Annotated in this window: 15 protein-coding genes and 1 pseudogene; 11 read left to right on the forward strand and 5 right to left on the reverse strand. The window is 47.0% G+C overall.

Annotated elements, in window-relative coordinates; all coding sequences use genetic code 11:
* The first annotated feature begins 2 nt into the window (after positions 1-2).
* A complete protein-coding gene (locus ACJHYR_RS16785) occupies positions 3-1469 on the forward strand; it encodes a phage DNA ejection protein (RefSeq protein WP_072837338.1) in 1467 nt (488 codons plus the stop codon).
* Positions 1469-3574: an injection protein gene (locus tag ACJHYR_RS16790; protein ID WP_072837337.1), complete on the forward strand. Its 2106-nt coding sequence runs from the start codon at positions 1469-1471 to the stop codon at positions 3572-3574. The genes ACJHYR_RS16785 and ACJHYR_RS16790 overlap by 1 nt, the downstream gene beginning before the upstream one ends.
* A 19-nt stretch (positions 3575-3593) precedes the next feature.
* Here ACJHYR_RS16790 and ACJHYR_RS16795 read toward each other — a convergent pair whose 3' ends face one another.
* The 3 genes from ACJHYR_RS16795 to ACJHYR_RS16805 all read right to left on the reverse strand — a co-directional run bounded on the left by ACJHYR_RS16795 (position 3594) and on the right by ACJHYR_RS16805 (position 5474).
* Positions 3594-4208 (reverse strand): hypothetical protein, encoded by a 615-nt coding sequence (locus ACJHYR_RS16795; protein WP_000087354.1) that lies wholly within the window; start codon positions 4206-4208, stop codon positions 3594-3596.
* A gap of 521 nt (positions 4209-4729) precedes the next feature.
* Entirely contained in the window at positions 4730-4951 is a 222-nt protein-coding gene (locus ACJHYR_RS16800) for a hypothetical protein (RefSeq protein WP_001378274.1), read from the reverse strand.
* Between the two features lie 79 nt (positions 4952-5030).
* Positions 5031-5474, reverse strand: coding sequence for a hypothetical protein (locus tag ACJHYR_RS16805; protein ID WP_001344215.1), 444 nt, complete (start codon positions 5472-5474; stop codon positions 5031-5033).
* Between the two features lie 271 nt (positions 5475-5745).
* Here ACJHYR_RS16805 and ACJHYR_RS16810 point away from each other — a divergent pair, with 271 nt between their 5' ends.
* From ACJHYR_RS16810 to ACJHYR_RS16830, 5 genes are all read left to right on the forward strand, one after another.
* Positions 5746-6027: a PerC family transcriptional regulator gene (locus tag ACJHYR_RS16810; RefSeq protein WP_000617442.1), complete on the forward strand. Its 282-nt coding sequence runs from the start codon at positions 5746-5748 to the stop codon at positions 6025-6027.
* Positions 6028-6323: 296 nt separating this feature from the next.
* A complete protein-coding gene (locus ACJHYR_RS16815; RefSeq protein WP_001371755.1) occupies positions 6324-6509 on the forward strand; it encodes a hypothetical protein in 186 nt (61 codons plus the stop codon).
* A gap of 321 nt (positions 6510-6830) precedes the next feature.
* On the forward strand, positions 6831-7286 hold the full coding sequence (locus ACJHYR_RS16820; protein ID WP_001371753.1) for a Panacea domain-containing protein: 456 nt from the start codon (positions 6831-6833) through the stop codon (positions 7284-7286).
* Between the two features lie 2 nt (positions 7287-7288).
* A complete protein-coding gene (locus ACJHYR_RS16825; RefSeq protein ID WP_032283080.1) occupies positions 7289-7723 on the forward strand; it encodes a hypothetical protein in 435 nt (144 codons plus the stop codon).
* A gap of 43 nt (positions 7724-7766) precedes the next feature.
* Positions 7767-8309, forward strand: coding sequence for a plasmid pRiA4b ORF-3 family protein (locus ACJHYR_RS16830; RefSeq protein WP_001678051.1), 543 nt, complete (start codon positions 7767-7769; stop codon positions 8307-8309).
* On the opposite strand, the gene ACJHYR_RS16835 is transcribed toward ACJHYR_RS16830, so the two are convergent.
* Together ACJHYR_RS16835 and ACJHYR_RS16840 are read right to left on the reverse strand one after the other, a co-directional pair.
* Entirely contained in the window at positions 8302-8661 is a 360-nt protein-coding gene (locus tag ACJHYR_RS16835; RefSeq protein ID WP_001371750.1) for a hypothetical protein, read from the reverse strand. The two genes, ACJHYR_RS16830 and ACJHYR_RS16835, sit on opposite strands and share 8 nt — an antisense overlap.
* A 793-nt stretch (positions 8662-9454) precedes the next feature.
* Positions 9455-10338 (reverse strand): annotated as a pseudogene (locus tag ACJHYR_RS16840) (integrase domain-containing protein).
* Positions 10339-11451: 1113 nt separating this feature from the next.
* Here ACJHYR_RS16840 and dndB point away from each other — a divergent pair.
* Genes dndB through dndE form a run of 4 tightly spaced genes read left to right on the forward strand, consistent with a single transcriptional unit; the run spans position 11452 to position 16511 of the window.
* Positions 11452-12537: a DNA sulfur modification protein DndB gene (gene dndB / locus ACJHYR_RS16845; RefSeq protein WP_001577770.1), complete on the forward strand. Its 1086-nt coding sequence runs from the start codon at positions 11452-11454 to the stop codon at positions 12535-12537.
* A complete protein-coding gene (gene dndC, locus ACJHYR_RS16850; protein WP_059327850.1) occupies positions 12534-14168 on the forward strand; it encodes a DNA phosphorothioation system sulfurtransferase DndC in 1635 nt (544 codons plus the stop codon). The genes dndB and dndC overlap by 4 nt, the downstream gene beginning before the upstream one ends.
* The gene (gene dndD / locus ACJHYR_RS16855; protein WP_001586697.1) at positions 14158-16158 is read left to right on the forward strand and encodes a DNA sulfur modification protein DndD; all 2001 of its coding nucleotides are present in this window, start codon (positions 14158-14160) and stop codon (positions 16156-16158) included. The genes dndC and dndD overlap by 11 nt, the downstream gene beginning before the upstream one ends.
* Positions 16158-16511, forward strand: coding sequence for a DNA sulfur modification protein DndE (gene dndE / locus ACJHYR_RS16860; protein WP_001586698.1), 354 nt, complete (start codon positions 16158-16160; stop codon positions 16509-16511). The genes dndD and dndE overlap by 1 nt, the downstream gene beginning before the upstream one ends.
* Positions 16512-16538: the final 27 nt, after the last annotated feature.

The raw sequence follows: 16538 nt of genomic DNA on the forward strand, positions 1-16538 counted from the left end.
TTATGGCTACGTGGCAACAGGGTATTAATTCTGGTGGTTTTCTGGCTGGCATTGGTGCGCAAAACGAGAATGCGCCAAAGGCAAGCGACATTAACACAACGCTTGGTCTGATCCGCGAAAACAATGAACTGGCTCGATCAGGTGCAAATAACGTTGCTCTGACAGGCCTTCGTGGTCTGGCTGGAGTTGCTGACATTTATAAGCAGCAGCAACAGCAGGAGCGTAAAGCGGCATTCCAGAAAGGTTATGCAGATGCTTATGCGTCCGGCGACAGGGAGCAGATGCGTAATCTTATTACAGCATTCCCCGAAGAGTTTGAGGAAGTCCGTAAAGGGATGAGTTATGTCGATGATGCTCAAAGGGATGATTATGGCAATCTGGCGCTCAAAGCACAGGTAGCCTCATCGCTTGGTCCGGGCGCATTTGGCAGGTTCATGATGGATAATGAGCAGGAGATGCGTCGTTTAGGTATCCCTCCAGAAACTATTGCTGAAATGCAGGTTAATGACCCGCAGGGCTTCCAGCATTTCGCAGGTAATCTGGCGCTGTTTTCTCTCGGTCATGAGAAGTATTTCGATATCAAAGATCAAATGGAAGGTCGGGATATTGAGCGCGGCGAGTTGGCAGAGACAATCCGCAGCAATCAGGCTGGCGAAGCACTTCAGGCGAGAGGGCAGGATATTAGCCGAGCAAATGCGTTAACGTCAGCATATGCACCAACAGCAGCAATGCAGAATTACAATCAGTACGCTCAAATGTTAAAGGCGGATCCAGAGGGGGCGGCGGCATTTGCGGCAGCGGCTGGAATTAATACAAACGCCAAAAAATTAATGAGTGTTAGGGAAAACGATGATGGCACTGTCACAAAATACTACACAGACGGAAGTGAAGAGCAGGGAAAACTAAACCAGCCAATATCTGGAGATGGGTTTCGTCCAATAGCTTTGCCAACAGCTCAAAAGATCATGGAAAAGTCGCCAGAAGGGGCTAAAAAAGCTGCTGGATTTGCATACAGAGTTAGGGATGCTCTTGATTCAATGGATACACTGAAAGGCCAGATTAGCCCACAGCGAGTGGCGATCATTAATAATGCTTTGGGTAATGGGACGCTGGCTAACTTAACGCTCAGCCCAACAGAGCAGCAATACGTTGTTAATGCTAATGACGCAATAATGGCAATACTCCGTCAGGAAACAGGGGCAGCTATCGTACCTGCTGAAATGTCAAAATATTATCAAATGTATTTCCCTCAGCCTGGTGATTCCACAAAAACCATTGATACCAAGCGCCGGAAGATGGAAAACCAGTTCAATTCGCTGAAAGCTGCTTCTGGTCGAGCTTATGATGCTTTGCGGGTTATTTCAGCAGTTGACAGAGGAACTTCTTCTTCGTCGCAGACATTGCCGCAATCTGAGCAGGTATCACAGCCAGCAGCCAGCAGTAACTTTTCTTCACTATGGGGTGATTAATGGCTAAAGCATGGAAAGATGTTATCGCCTCTCCACAGTATCAGGCGTTAGCACCAGAACAAAAAGCGCAGGCTCAGGAGCAATACTTCAACGAAGTCGTTGCCCCGCAAGCCGGAGAAAGTGTAGAGCAGGCTAAGCAGGCTTTTTATGCTGCCTATCCACTACCATCAACGAATGAAATAGACCGAGCCCAATCAGCAACTCAAAATATTCAACATACATCATCTGATAATTCTCTTGCGTCAGGGTATGCAAAGTTAGCGACTCAGCAAAGAGAGGGGCTTGAACGTTCAGCAGAACAGGGAGCCAGTCTTGGGGCTGCGATGCGCGATGCTATAACAGGCGAAAGCCGAATGACTCCAGAGATGGAGAGACTGCAAAATGTCGACCTTGCCCCAGAGTTAACCTCACTCAGCATGGATGCTCTAAAAGCTCGATGGTCTCAACTTTTCGGCTCTGACGCATCTCAGGAAAAGATTCTTCAGAGCATGGGAGCGAAATTAAGGCAGGATGAGAAGGGTAACACTATCGTTTCCCTACCATCCGGTGATTATGCTCTGAACAAGCCGGGTTTATCACCGCAAGACGTGGCATCGTTTCTGGCTAATGCGCTGGCGTTTACACCAGCGGGCAGGGCTGGAACGGTGCTTGGTGCCATAGGAAAATCAGCAGCTACAGATTTAGCACTACAGGGAGCCACCAGCCTTGCTGGTGGAGAAGATATTGATCCGTTACAAACGGTAATTTCTGCTGGCATTGGTGGTATTGGTAAGGGGCTGGAAAATACAGCGAGTGCGGTTTCGAGGGCTGTTCGTGGTGATATGTCGCCTGAAGCAAAGGCTGCTGTCGACTTTGCATCGGAAAGAAATCTGCCGTTAATGACCAGTGACATGCTGAAAGATAAAACCTTTATGCAGAGTCAGGCTCAGACATTAGGCGAAAGAGTTCCTTTTTTTGGAACCGGTAAGAATCGGCTGAATCAACAACAAGCACGAGAAAATTTAGTCAGAACATTTAGCGATGGTCTGGGTGGCATTTCTGATAAACAGCTTTATGAATCTGCGACTAAAGGGCAACAAAAATTCATTGAGGCAGCAGGAAAGCGATATAACCGCATAATTGACGCTATGGGGGATACCCCTGTCGATCTCTCAAACACGGTAAAAGCTATCGACAATCAGATTGCCGTGTTAAGCCGCCCGGGCAAATCTCAGGATAGAGCCGCGGTAAAAGTCTTGCAGCAATTTAAAGACGATATCACCAGCGGACCAAATGACCTGCGTCTGGCGAGGGAAAACAGAACCGATCTTCGAAAGCGATTTATGGCGTCATCTGACACTGTTGATAAAGATACGCTCCAGAAAGCCAGCGATATTATCTACAAGGCATATACGGCGGATATGAAAAAAGCCGTAGCCAAAAATCTTGGAGCAGACGAAGCCATTAATATGGCAAGGGTTGATCGCTCATGGTCTAAATTCAATGACATGATGGGAAGAACGCGCGTTCAAAAGGCAATAGCCAGCGGCAAGGCCACGCCTGAGGATGTAACAAAACTCGTTTTTAGCCAAAGCCCATCAGAACGTTCTCAGCTTTACAGGCTTCTGGATGACAATGGTAGGCAAAACGCACGAGCAGCCATAGTTCAGAATGCTGTAGATAAGGCGACTGATCCGTCTGGAAATATCAGTGTTGAGAAGTTTATTAATGCGTTACACCGGAACAGGAAGCAATCAGCAACTTTCTTTAAAGGCGTACATGGAAAGGAACTGGACGGCGTTATTAAATACCTCAACGATACAAGACACGCGGCAAAAGCGAACGTTCAAAACTTAAATGGTCAGCAGCTTTATGGATTGTTAGTTGGTGGTGGCATCATAAACGCAGCAGTATTAGCGGGGATGCTAAAAACGGCTGCGTTTGTTGTTCCTGCTGCTGGTGCCGTAGGCGGAGCAGCGAAGGCATACGAAAGCCCTGTTATACGAAATGCCTTGTTACGTCTGGCAAATACGCCAAAAGGTAGCACAGCATATGACAGAGCGATCAGTACGGTCACACAATCGCTCACCAGAGTCGCACAGGCATCACAAAAAGAATCTCAATAACTGGTTAGCCATGGATGGCTTAGATATCTCTGCTGTCTCCATTAGGAAATAAAAGATAATATGGATTTGCCTTTCTTGCTCTCCTTGCTTCACCTGGATACCTGTTAGTCAGTAGCTTGCATAATGAGCAGAGAACAACACTCAAGAAAATTCCGAATGAGAAGATCAATATCTCACCAAAAATCAATGGCGATATTAAATTTTCAGGATTTAATGATAAGTCAATGTTAAAAACATATTGAGCAATACCAGTAAGTATCAATAATATAATCCCTATGGAATACATTGCTGTTTCCCAAACATCAGACAGTCTATTTTTGAATTTTTCGCTGGAGTAGTAGTTTGTTATAAAGTCAGAAAAATCACTCTCATATGCATCATCTTTAGGTGATGTTAGAAATCCTCTATCTCTCCATACCTTCTCCCAATTAGTCGATTCTTTTTTTAAGGAAAAATAAATATGTATTGCCAAAAGGATAGCCAAAATTGGTGTTAGCTCTAAAAAATAGAATGTTATGGAATAAATAATACTGCCATGTTCAAACTCATCTGGGACTATCATGTATGCACAAAAATAAATTGAAAAGTACACCATGCAGATAGTTAGCAATTCTTTAGTATCTTTTCTGCTCACACCAACCCCCTTTAGCGTTGTTTAGAATGGCAATCATCATATATCCAAGACATGGCATTTGGTACATAGCTTGGGTCGGGATTTCAAATCCGATCCCCGTTGATGGGGCCGTTACAGTACGCGCATATCCGCTTTATGTGAAACAGGAAGATTTTTCTGATATCACTGCCACAGCAAAACTCCAATTTCGAGACAAGTACGCGCGCGAGGGGTATCAGTTGCAAAAAATTTTGCAACTACGTCCGACCAGTACGCACACGATGGCGGGGGATACCATGAAACTGTTCTCTACACGAGACAGAGTGGTGGTGATGTGTTGATTATCGGCGTATATGCGCACAGGACGCGCTATGACGATGTTTTATGCGGGTACACCAATCACATGTATCTGATGTGATAAATCGCGTTACATGACATCTCATGTTGTGCTGGTGGTTATCACGACGTTCTGAATCTGGCCTTTGCCTGATATTTTGCGACAAGTACGCGCGCGTAGCATCGACAGCATACACATTGGATATTCATTTTGTGACCAATGCGATAAGTAGCGGGATAAGAATTGATAAAATCAACAGGCCTATGATCCACTTTTGATTTTCACTGGCCTTATCTCTATTTTCATCAATCTTATCAATAATTCGACGCTCCAAGCCGTGCATATCACCGCGAATGGCAATCATCTCATTGCGAACATCCGAGAAGTGGTTGGCTTGATGTTCAATGTGTGGCGTTCTGCCTTTCATTCCTGATCCTCACCTATCGTCACCACCTGCTGGTGTATAAAGGTATTGGCCCAAGCAGCTTTCCAATGGGCACTCATGTTTATACGCTGACCTTACAATCAATCACCGCTTTTAACTTTTCAGCATTGCTTCCCTGACGCTTCCACGCGCTGTAAATATCTTTATCCCACGCTTTACCAGCTTTTGTTTGATAGCCTGCTTCATTGATCCGTTCAGCTATCACACGCCCATTATCAAATCCCTGTCGGATGGTATCGGCAATGATCTTTATAACTGCCGTTTCGTTATATGGCTTTGGTGGGATGTTCGGCTTTCCGGCAATAAGCGACGCAGCAGCTTTTTCCATGCGCTCCACCAGCCCAAGCATTCGTGAATCAATAGACTTTTCCGGCTGTCCCAGCTTCATGCGAATCGCATCAACAAGCCAGGAGGTTTTATCCCCTCCAGAAGCGAGAACAGACCGATTAAACTCATCCTGCAATTCAGATGGGATGCGGAACGCGACCAGATTAGATTTGCTCATTGCAAAGACCATATCAGTGAGTAATATCCATACAGTATATCACTGTATAACACTGTTATACGCTCAAATATCAGCCAGAAAATAACGGGCCAATCACAAAGCTATCGCTGTGTTGTTGGTTCAGAGCTGGGCTGTGTTGGTTCAAAATGAGTTGATGTTGGTTCAATATTTTAGAAAAAACATAATAAAAACAACGATCTTTACAAATTGAACCAACTGAACCAACTGAACCAACACCTTTTTGCTTATCTATATAATCTGAGAGGCAGAAATGATAAGGGACAGGAAAGCTGAAGAGCTGGAGTCAAAAGGGCTATACCGGAGAGCTGCCGCACGATGGATGGAAGTCATGCTGTTATGCAGCGAGGACGATGATCGGGAATGGATAAAGCGCCGCCGTGAAACGTGTCTGGAGAACGTGAAGCGCCCGCCCGTGAAGGTTGAGGAATTTGGCGACCTGCATAAAGCTGTTACCGAAACGCAACACCGCATGGGGATAGCGCAACCGAACGGTAACGCCTTCCGGTTAAATGGCGGCAAGAGGCAAAGGTAGACCACCAGAGGGAAATCATCCTCTGGCTGGCGGTTTCTGGTATTTCGGGACAAGTACGCGCGCGCGTAGCACCCAATCGGTGAGGAAATAGCGGCGACCTGAATGGTCAAAATCACAACGCAGCTATCCCCGTAAGCAGCGCTTAACGGAATAGCAGTAACCTGAATCCAGTGGGGAGGGGGTAGTCAAATCTCTACAGCCCTGACTATCCGGGACTGCCCGCCCCATCGTTTTTTATACCCGCGAAAAATGAAATTTAATCCGGGCGTGTTTCATCCTTCCAGAGGGTATGACGTATGACACCACGCGAAATAGCTTTATTGACCACCGCCAAACTGGAGCACGAAGGCCACCAGCTAACCCCGGCAGATCAACGGGAGATAGAACGCTCAGTTAATGCCAATATAGCCCGGCGTGACAAATTTCGCGAAATGATGCGATCACCCGCCTACCAGTGGAAGAAGCCTGCGCCGCGCAGGTAGATTACCTTTATTCACCTTTATATATTCGAACAACAAAACCTCTCGCAGGTCTCGCCAATAAAGGGATATAGCAGTAACTATGACCGCCGAATGGCAAAGCTACGATGCAAGTCGCTGGTTTCCAAACTTGAGGTTTCCAGGACGGTTTCAACCAAATTGCGGATTATCAGCCAAACGCACCGGGTATCTTGCGCGGTGGATGGTGAGCCATCACGCAGAATCTTTAAATGGCATTTTACGATGGGCAATACCCGTGGTTATATGCGATTATTAACGGTAGTGGACAGTTATAGACGAAAACATACGGCAGGAGATTGGATAATGGCAGTTACAACCCTTAACAGCGTAGCGGATTACCTGCTTTGCTTTGCTCAAGAGCATGGGGATGTTATGACGCCGCTGAAACTGCAAAAAATGGTGTTCTATGCTGATGCTTGGTTCATGGCGCTGAATGATGGCGAAGAACTGGTTGCTGACAAGTTTGAAGCATGGGTACATGGCCCTGTAGCCAGAGATTTGTATACCAGATTTGCAGATTACAAATGGCGCTCAATAGACGAAGAGATTGCCTGCCCTGAGTTACCTGCGAATGTGTCAAAGCATCTAAAGGAAATCTATGAGGTATTTGGCGGTTATACAGCTTATGAGCTGGAGCAGATGACGCACCAAGAAAAGCCGTGGCTGGAGGCACGTGAAGGGGTTCCATCAGATGCGCCGTGCAAGAATGTTATTGATAAAAGTGTAACGGCTGAGTTTTATCGTTCGATGGCTTCCTAAATATGGCGAAAAGAATCAGGGCGTCGAAGATTGCACCCTCGCAAACAAAAATAGTGCCTGGGGGAACAGGTTCAGGCATAACGACCATCAACTTTTCTTTTCGGTATATCGATGCGGCGCATGAGAAATTTACTTTCAGCGCTCAGAATCCTGTTTATTTTTGCAAGGTGTTAGACCGCCTCAAAGACCTTTCCACTATGACTGAACGAGAGTTCACCACCGATCGCGGTGGTTCGTTGAAGTCACATCCGATTGATTGGCAAACTACATCTGAACCTAAGGGATTTCAGCATTTGAATGAACAGTTTCAGAGTTATACACCTTATCAATTTGCCATATCGCGCAATGAATATGGTCGCATACATGGATTTTTCATCGGTAATGTATTCCATATTGTCTGGCTTGACCCGGCACATCAGCTCTATCCTGGTCAGTAGCAGAAAAATACCCACCTAAACGTACACTATTGGTTCACGACGCATGTACCAGATAAAGATAACCATCCGAGACAGCAAACCACCAATATGGCGGCGTGTGCTGGTTCCAGAGCAAATCCCCTTTAGTAAACTTCATGCCGTGATCCAGTTAGCTTTTGGCTGGAATGACGAACACCTGTATATGTTCGAGAAAGGGCGTAAAGGTGATCCAGGTAGCGAGTATCGCGTATGGGGTGAGGATGAAAGCATGGGTAACGCGGCAATCACGCCACTATGGGCGGCGCTCCAGAATGAGGGTGACAAGCTGGTTTACACGTATGACTTTGGCGACTGGTGGGATTGCCTTGTTGTGCTGGAGAAGCAAACACATGATACCAGTATCCAGCCTGTTAGCTGTTTGCGCGGGAAGGGCACTACCCCGGCGGAAAATTCGGGTGGTTTGCATGGTTACAATGAATTGCTCTTACAGGCCAGAGAGTCTGATAATCCTGAACAGGCCGAGATCCACGATTTCCTGATGCTGGATATTGAACGCCGGGTTTACGACCTGAACAACATTAACGACAGATTGCAGGCTCTTAACTGACCCGCATGTATTCGCCTGATATTGCGTTATCAGCGCCGCCAGTATCGCGCATAACAGCGCAGTGACCGGGTAAACCGTAGCGCACGACCGTTGCGTTAGTCTCACCGCCGCGCCGTACCTGACGCGATTCATACACTGTCACCCGCTCAAGCAGTCCACCAGCAACCATGCTTTCCAGTGTGCGCCGGGTTGATTCGAGCTGGTGGCGCTTATCGAACGACACCATGCCATGAAGCAGGTAGGCCACGCCCGACACATCGAACGGCGGCGCACCAATCTCACCTGTCACCCATTCTAGGTTATCCGGCTCAAAATAACTGAGTATCTCTTTTTTACGGCTGGTCATTCTCATGGCTGGCTGATTCCTTATTGTGGGATAGCACTATCATACAATAAGTGGGTTAAAGGGAGAGCGTTACCGCCTGATATGCTGTATGAATAACAACCAAATTTCAGGGGCGGAAAAAGATATGGGGGTACTTTTGGGGGTATCTATAAAAAATGAACAATAAAAAAGGCAACAAAAACAAAGCTTATCGCCTATGTGTATTGTTCCTATTATCACCATTAAATCAAAGAGTTACAATTTTTCCTCTCATAAAGATCTTCTCATTTTTCCTCTCGCGTACTTACTGGCGTACTTGTTTGGCACGATATAGCGGCCTGTGAGGATGTTAGTCCGGAAGCATTCATTTTGTTCTTTGGATGGGGTGTTGTGAACGTGCAGTGTGGTCAGTTAATGAACAAGCTGTACACACCAGGCTGTATTGTGATCAACCAAACCTGCATTCAACTACCATAACTATCCAGGACTGCGCCAGTTTGTGGCCCTTTGGTTTTCGGCCTTTTCCGGCCAGGGCTGTTACCCTTAGCCACCTTTAACCTTTATAACCCTTTCCCTTTCTGACGGAGTCAGCTTATTCAGATAGGTATCATGAGAGCCTGCACCAGAAGCGTTATTGTAGTCTGGATCTGTATAATCAATACCCATTGCTCTCTGCGCCATATCCAGTAAAGAGGGAGTGGTAAATTGCTGGCGTTACGCAGTAACGGCGCTATCCGGTTTGATTTTCCCTGACAGCTGCATCAGAGAAATTACCGCCGTTACTGCATAATGTATTATTTTGCGCCAGCCATGAAAGCTGTTATTCCTTCTTCCATTCGTGTGCGTACACCTGCTTCACCCAGCGACCGTGCCCGTCGCCATGCCCCAGGCCCATCGCCACCATTGCCAGCGCCTCTTTTTCGCTGAATCCTTGCGCCAGATACCGGCGGATATCGTCCTGCGCCCAGGCGTAGCGCAGTGAGTGCGGGGAGTATTTGTCCGTCAGCCCATACGCAAAGTGTGGTTGCGCCAGTATTTTATTGCCTGTTTAAGGCTCGCCGTATCAATCAGCCTGCCGTTACGCCGTTCTGTCACCGCAATGGCAGTCTCAAGCGCCCGTTTAACTGCGCCAGTATCCTGAATAAGGGTGCCGCGGGGCCGTCCGCCTTTGGTGCCGAGTACCACGGTCAGCCGGGTGTCGCCGTGCGCCAGTGCTTCGCGCCAGGTTTTTAGTGAACCGGAACAGCGTACTGCTTCCTGTGAACGTAACCCCATCAGCCGTGCCAGCTCCAGCGCTGCCTCCAGTCCCGCGTCTTTCAGCCGGGCAGTCTCTGCCATCTGTTGATAATATTCCGGCGTAATGGCTTTCCGCGTACCGTTGCGGGATACGCCAGCCAGCCCCAGCGATTTATTCGATATCCGCTCACTCTGCGCCAGCTTTTCGCGCCCGGCCTGCGTCAGTATTTTACGGATGGCCGCCGTTTCATTATGCAGCGTCTGTTTCTGAATCCCCTGCGCCAGCCGCACCTGAATATACGCCTCAATATGCTTCGTCTTTAAATGGTGGACATAGCGTATCTGAACGTTCAGTTCCATCAGGCGTCCACAGAACCGTCCTGCCGTGGCGATACGGTCATGGACAATCTTGTGCGACCCGCCAGCCTGCCGCGCCAGGTTTTTCATCTCTCTTTCCAGCATACCCATTTTACGTATTCCTCTTCTCTCGCTCCTGATTTTCACAAAACCACAACAAACAACGGATACAGCAGTACAGCTTTCCCCGGCGCATAGGCCGATAGCCCCTGATTTTTGTCGGGGCCGCGAGCAGTACCTGAGCGCCGGGGCGACGGCTGTTGAGGTTTTGCGGGGTATCGGTTGTGCTCTCAGAGCAGCCGCCAGCGTTAGCTGGTCATCCCCCGGACCGTCCTGGTGGTCCCCCTCCGGCACTGGCTCATGTTCTCCTTTTGTGAATGAATTGTTGAGATAATTGCTGAAAAGCGACGTCAGAAGCTCGCCTGTGGCTGGAACAGTTGATATGACTGGTGCAGATGAAAATTTCTGCGGGCGTCAGTCTCTCACTCTGCGTGAGCGACTGACGTCCTGGTCTGCCGCAGGAGCTGAAAATTAACACTCTGGTGCAGGATGACGGTCACGCGGCAGCAAAGTCTGGCGGCAATGCAGGCCGCAGCCCGTCATGTAAAGGGCGCTGGTTATCAGCAGGGTATAAATGGGCCGGGAGAAATTCAGGCAAAGAGAAGCCGTGCATCCGGTGAAGACTGTTGCCGTTAAGCGATGACGATGGAGCCGTCCGGTGTATGTACTCCTGGCCTCAAACGCTTTCGCGTTCCGGTATTGCGGAGGTCGTACCGGTAGTGGGCTGGTCGTCCTGATAAATCAGGGGCTTCTTGCAGACCATGAAGCCAAAGGGGCTGTCAACCGACAGCTTTTTGCAAAAGGGAGATTACACCGTAATTTCTGGCGCAGAAAGGGGAACTCATTTTTTGGAAATTGAGTTTCTCCTTGAATTTATCGTAAATTTGTGAATAGACAATATCATAAGCTTACCTGCTAATACCTGCCATGACAGTCGATTCGCAAAATGAGCCACAAAGGAAACGCTCACGGCCCAGAAGGGGGAAAATCTCATTCTCTCACGTTAATCAGTCTGAAAACTTAGCCCTGAAAAGTTGGTGATAATTTGAGGATGAAATGGAATGAAGTACGCAAAAAATTACGTAAAAAAGCTACAAATTGAATCATATATTACGTAAAATATTACGTTACTCAATTCACCCTATGTTTAAGACGGATTACAGTATGGCTAGTGTTGATGCAGATTATTGTTACTCGTTTCCAGCTATACGTGGCATACAGGCTGGTCGCCCCTTCTACATCGCCACATGCCCAATGAGGATTATCCCCAAAATTTTCAGTTTTGATGAAAATGATGTCCCCCCAGAATTACGCGCTCAACGTACGCTAAATAAATCACGCATCCCCGAAATGGTACGTTATCTGCTGGACAATCCTAAAGATTATGTATTTTCAGCGCTAACGGCGTCCATTGCCGTTGATGTTCAGTTTGATGAGTTTCCTGGTTCTAACAACCTTGGTATGTTATGTGTGCCAATGGATGCGCAAATTCTGATCAATGATGGTCAGCATCGCCGTAAAGCGATTGAAGACGCTTTAGATGCTCGCCCGGAGTTGGGGCAGGATAACATTCCGGTGCTGTTTTTTGTCGATGAGGGATTAAAACGCAGCCAGCAGATGTTCGCTGATCTAAATAAATACGCCATTCGCCCCAGTCCTTCACTGGCATCGCTGTACGATCATCGTGACGCTAGTTCAAACCTGGCGCGGTATCTGGCAATGTCAGTAGAACCATTTATCGGGATGACGGAGCTGGAAAAATCGGGTATCAGTCAGCGGTCTAATAAATTATTTACATTAAGTAGCATCAAGCAGGCTACTCGTGCATTGTTGGGTAAAGATCCCAAACAGAGCAATTTTGACGAATGTGTTCAGTTAGCAAGTCGCTACTGGCAGGCTATTTTTCATGTGATGCCGGATTGGCAGCTGGCAGCTAAAAAGGAAGTTTCTCCCGTTCAGTTACGACAGGACTATATCCATGCTCACGGCATTGGGTTGCAGGCGCTCGGCCAACTGGGCTGTACCTTATTAACGGATTATCCTGAAGAGTGGCCGGAGAAAATTACTGCGCTCAAAACCTTCAACTGGCGCAGAAATAACCCTGATCTCATCAAACGAGCAATGCAGCACGGTAAACTAAGCAAGACCAGTACTGCTATTCAGTTAACCTGCAATGCATTGAAAATCGCACTCTCTATCCCCCTCACTCCTGAAGAACAGGAGCTTGAAGCTCAAATGGTTGTCTCATGAGTAAATTAGTTCAGGCCTTCGATCTGGCCGAGTACGAAGATTTTATTAATCAGGAGCTATTCGCCGGGCGTCCTCTGGCTGAATATGTTGCTGAAGTTCAGCGGATTTATTGTGCTGATAAACGTCCGTGGGTGATTGGCTACAGTGGCGGGAAAGACTCATCAGCGGTTATTACGCTGGTGTATCTGGCTTTGCTGGGCTTGCCTCCGGAAATGCGTAGTAAAGATGTTTTTGTTGTGTCGTCCGATACGCTGGTAGAAACACCGGTAGTGGTGGATCTCATTAAGAAAACCATGTTGCAGATCGAAGCCGGCGCTAAACGTAATGGCTTGCCAATTACTCAACATGCGGTAACGCCGAAAACCAATGAAACCTTTTGGGTTAATTTGCTGGGTAAAGGCTATCCTGCCCCTACCCGTAGTTTTCGCTGGTGTACCGAGCGTATGAAAATCAACCCGGTTAGCGACTTTATTAAAGATAAAGTCAGCCAGTTCGATGAAGTGATTGTGGTGTTGGGATCGCGCAGCAGCGAAAGTGCTTCTCGTGCTCAGGTGATCGCAAAACACAAAATTGATGGGTCTCGACTTGCCCGGCATACTACCCTGGCGAATGCCTTTATTTATACGCCCATTGATAGCTGGGATGTCGAAGATGTCTGGAAGTTGCTGCGCGGCGCATTCCGATATGCTCCTGAAGATATTGATGAATGGGAAAGTCCGTGGGGGGGCAATAATCGCCCTCTGTGGACGTTGTATATGGACTCTTCCGCACAGGGTGAATGCCCATTGGTGATTGATGAAAGCACACCTTCCTGTGGTAATTCTCGCTTTGGTTGCTGGACCTGTACCGTTGTCACCAAAGATAAAGCGATGGAGAGCCTGATTAAAAATGGCGAAGAGTGGATGGCTCCGTTGCTGAAATACCGCGACCTGCTAGCATTCACTACAGATCCCGCAAATAAGGATACATTTCGCAACTATAAGCGTCGTACTGGCAAAGTCAGTTATCAATATGCAAAAGATGGCGAAGAAATTAGTGCAGAGCGTAAGCATGTTCCCGGTCCTTACTGGCTCAAATACCGTCAGCAGTGGCTTAAAGAGTTGCTGGAGATTGAGCGAGATTTGAATGCTCAGGGCCACACCATCACGTTGATTACGCATCCGGAGCTTCACGCTATCCGCCAGGAGTGGTTGAAAGATCCTAATGAACCAGACTGGTACGACACACTACCAGGTATTTACCGTGAGGTGTACCAGCGGGATCTGGATTGGGTCGTAGATGATCAATCACGTTTTGACGCCAGCGATGCCGATTTGCTGGTGCAGATAGCTCAGGGGTTTGATGTTGTGCCAGAGATGGTGATGAAATTGATTGAGCTGGAAGTTTCAATGGAAGGATTAAGTCGCCGTCAGGGGATTTTTGACAAACTTGGCACCATTTTAAAACAGGATTGGGGTAGTCTCGAAGAGATTAAGCAACAGCAGGCAGCGCTACAAAAACGTAACGACCGGGATATTCACCAGGAAGAAATCACCAAGCTGGAGGCTGAACTTCAGGTTTTACAGCGCAGAATTGTCGATGCCAGCGAATCCTCTGTATTGGTCGGCGAGGAAAACGAACGTGCTCATTAAACAACTGGTATTACATAATTTTCGGGTATTTAACGGTACTCACACGATTGATCTGGCTCCAAGAAAGCGGCCACATGAAGTAAACCCTCGTCCGATTGTGCTGTTTGGCGGTTTAAATGGTGCAGGAAAAACGTCTATTCTGTCGGCTATCCGACTGGCATTGTATGGGCGGCTGGCATTTGGGCTCGCGACTCAGCAACAGGATTATATTGAGCATCTTAGTTCGTTGATTCACAAAGGTGCGTACTATATTGAGCAACCGGAAGAGGCGGCTGTTGAACTGACCTTTACCTATAATAAGGGGGGGCAGGAATCAGAGTTTACCGTTACGCGAACCTGGAAAAAGGGCAAGAAAGATCGCCTTTCTTTACAAAAGGATGGCCAACCACTCAGTGAACTGGATTATGATCAGTGCCAGGGGTTTCTTAATGAATTAATTCCTCATGGTATTGCTGATTTGTTCTTTTTTGATGGCGAGAAAATTGCAGAACTGGCAGAAGATGAATCTGGCAATATTTTGCGCACCGCTGTACGCCGTTTATTGGGCCTGGATCTGATATCCAAACTGCGTAATGACTTAATGATTTTCGTTAAGCGCCAACAATCCAGCCAGTTAGCGGAAACTCAGCAACAGCAGATTGAAGTGCTGGAAAAACAAAGTAGAGACTTAGCTTGTCAGACAGAAGCATTGCTGGAAAAAGCTGATTTTGCCAAATCTAGAATCGAGTTTCTGTCTAAAGACATTATTCGCTATGAAGGCTTGTTGAATGCGCAGGGCGGTGCATTTGCGCAGACAAAAGCGCAGGAAAAGCAGAAAGTTGAAACACTGCTAAAAGATAAGGAGCGCCTGGAAAAAGCACTGCGTCAGGAATGTGATGGATCATTACCTTATGCACTGGCTCCCAATATTTTATCCGAGTTGCTGGAAAAAATTGCTGATGAAACACAGATCAAACAAGCTCAAAGCTTTGAAAAAGAGTTAAGGCTATTTTTGGCCCAGCTCAGAAACGATATTGCATTACGCTCTAGTACTACCAGTAAAATTGCAGCCGAGGCGATTACTGATAATCTGAAAGAATATATGGCAACTAAGCCGAAGGGCGATTTGTTGTTTGATATTTCTGAACGTGAAGCCGGCATGCTCCAGCAATCAATAGAGCAGGACAGTAAAAAGGCATGGCAGCGCTTCGATCTTTACCGTATTCAGTTAGCAGAAATTGAACAGCTACTAGAGCAAGCCGCTGCCAATATTGCCCGTGCTCCGGAAGATGAGCAGTTAATGGATCTTTTTGAAAAGCTGCGCGATCTGGATAAGCAGCGTGAAAATCAGCGGCAAAAATATCTTTCATTGCTGGAAGACGCTAAACGGGTTAAGCAACAGCAACTGGATTGTGTCCGTCAGGTGCAAAAACTGCATGATGCGGCCCGCAGTCAGCATGGCTTTAGTAGCGCCTTTAAAAATGCGCAGGAAACAATCAATTTACTCGATCGGTATAGCGACGTATTAACTCAGGCGAGAGTAAAGACGCTATCTGCTAACTTTGAAGTTGCCTATCGCAAACTGGCTCGTAAAGAAGATATGCAACTGAGTGCTCATATTAACCCAGAGACATTTGATGTTGAGTTAATTGATGAGAAGGGAGCTGTCATTAATCGTAAGCTACTATCTGCCGGTGAAAAGCAAATTTATGCCATTGCTATTCTTGAGGCGCTGGCAAAAACTTCTGGTCGTGATTTGCCGGTGATTATTGATACGCCATTAGGACGTCTGGATTCACAACATCGGGATAAACTAATTAACCATTATTTCCCATTTGCCAGCCATCAAGTGGTGCTATTGTCTACTGATACGGAAGTGGATGAACGTTATTTTGTTGACCAATTACGCGATGATATTTCTCATGCTTACGAGATAGTATTTAACACGCATACTAAATCATCAGCGTTGAAGCCCGGTTATTTCTGGGAATTAACTAAGGAGGCTGTCTGATGCTCCCGAATCGAATGGTGCTGAGTCGTCAGACTGAAGAGCAGCTTAAAAGATTGAAAGGGTATACAGGGATCACTCCTAACGTCGCTGCCCGATTGGCATTTTTTCGCTCGGTGGAGAGTGAGTTTCGCTATTCACCGGAACGGGATAATCGGAAACTGGATGGTTCGCTGGTGTTGGATAAAATTACGTGGCTGGGGGAGACATTACAGACTACGGAACTGGTATTGAAGATGCTTTATCCGCAGTTAGCTCAGAAGGATATGGTTAAAGCATGGGCTGCGCATGTGGAGGATGGGATTGCGGCATTAAGAAATTATAGAAGCTTGAAGGAGCTAAGTTTAGCAATATAATTGATCCCCCCTTTTCATATGAAAAAG

It is taken from the genome of Escherichia sp. WS1450, from assembly GCF_046487395.1.
GTDB lineage: Bacteria > Pseudomonadota > Gammaproteobacteria > Enterobacterales > Enterobacteriaceae > Escherichia > Escherichia coli.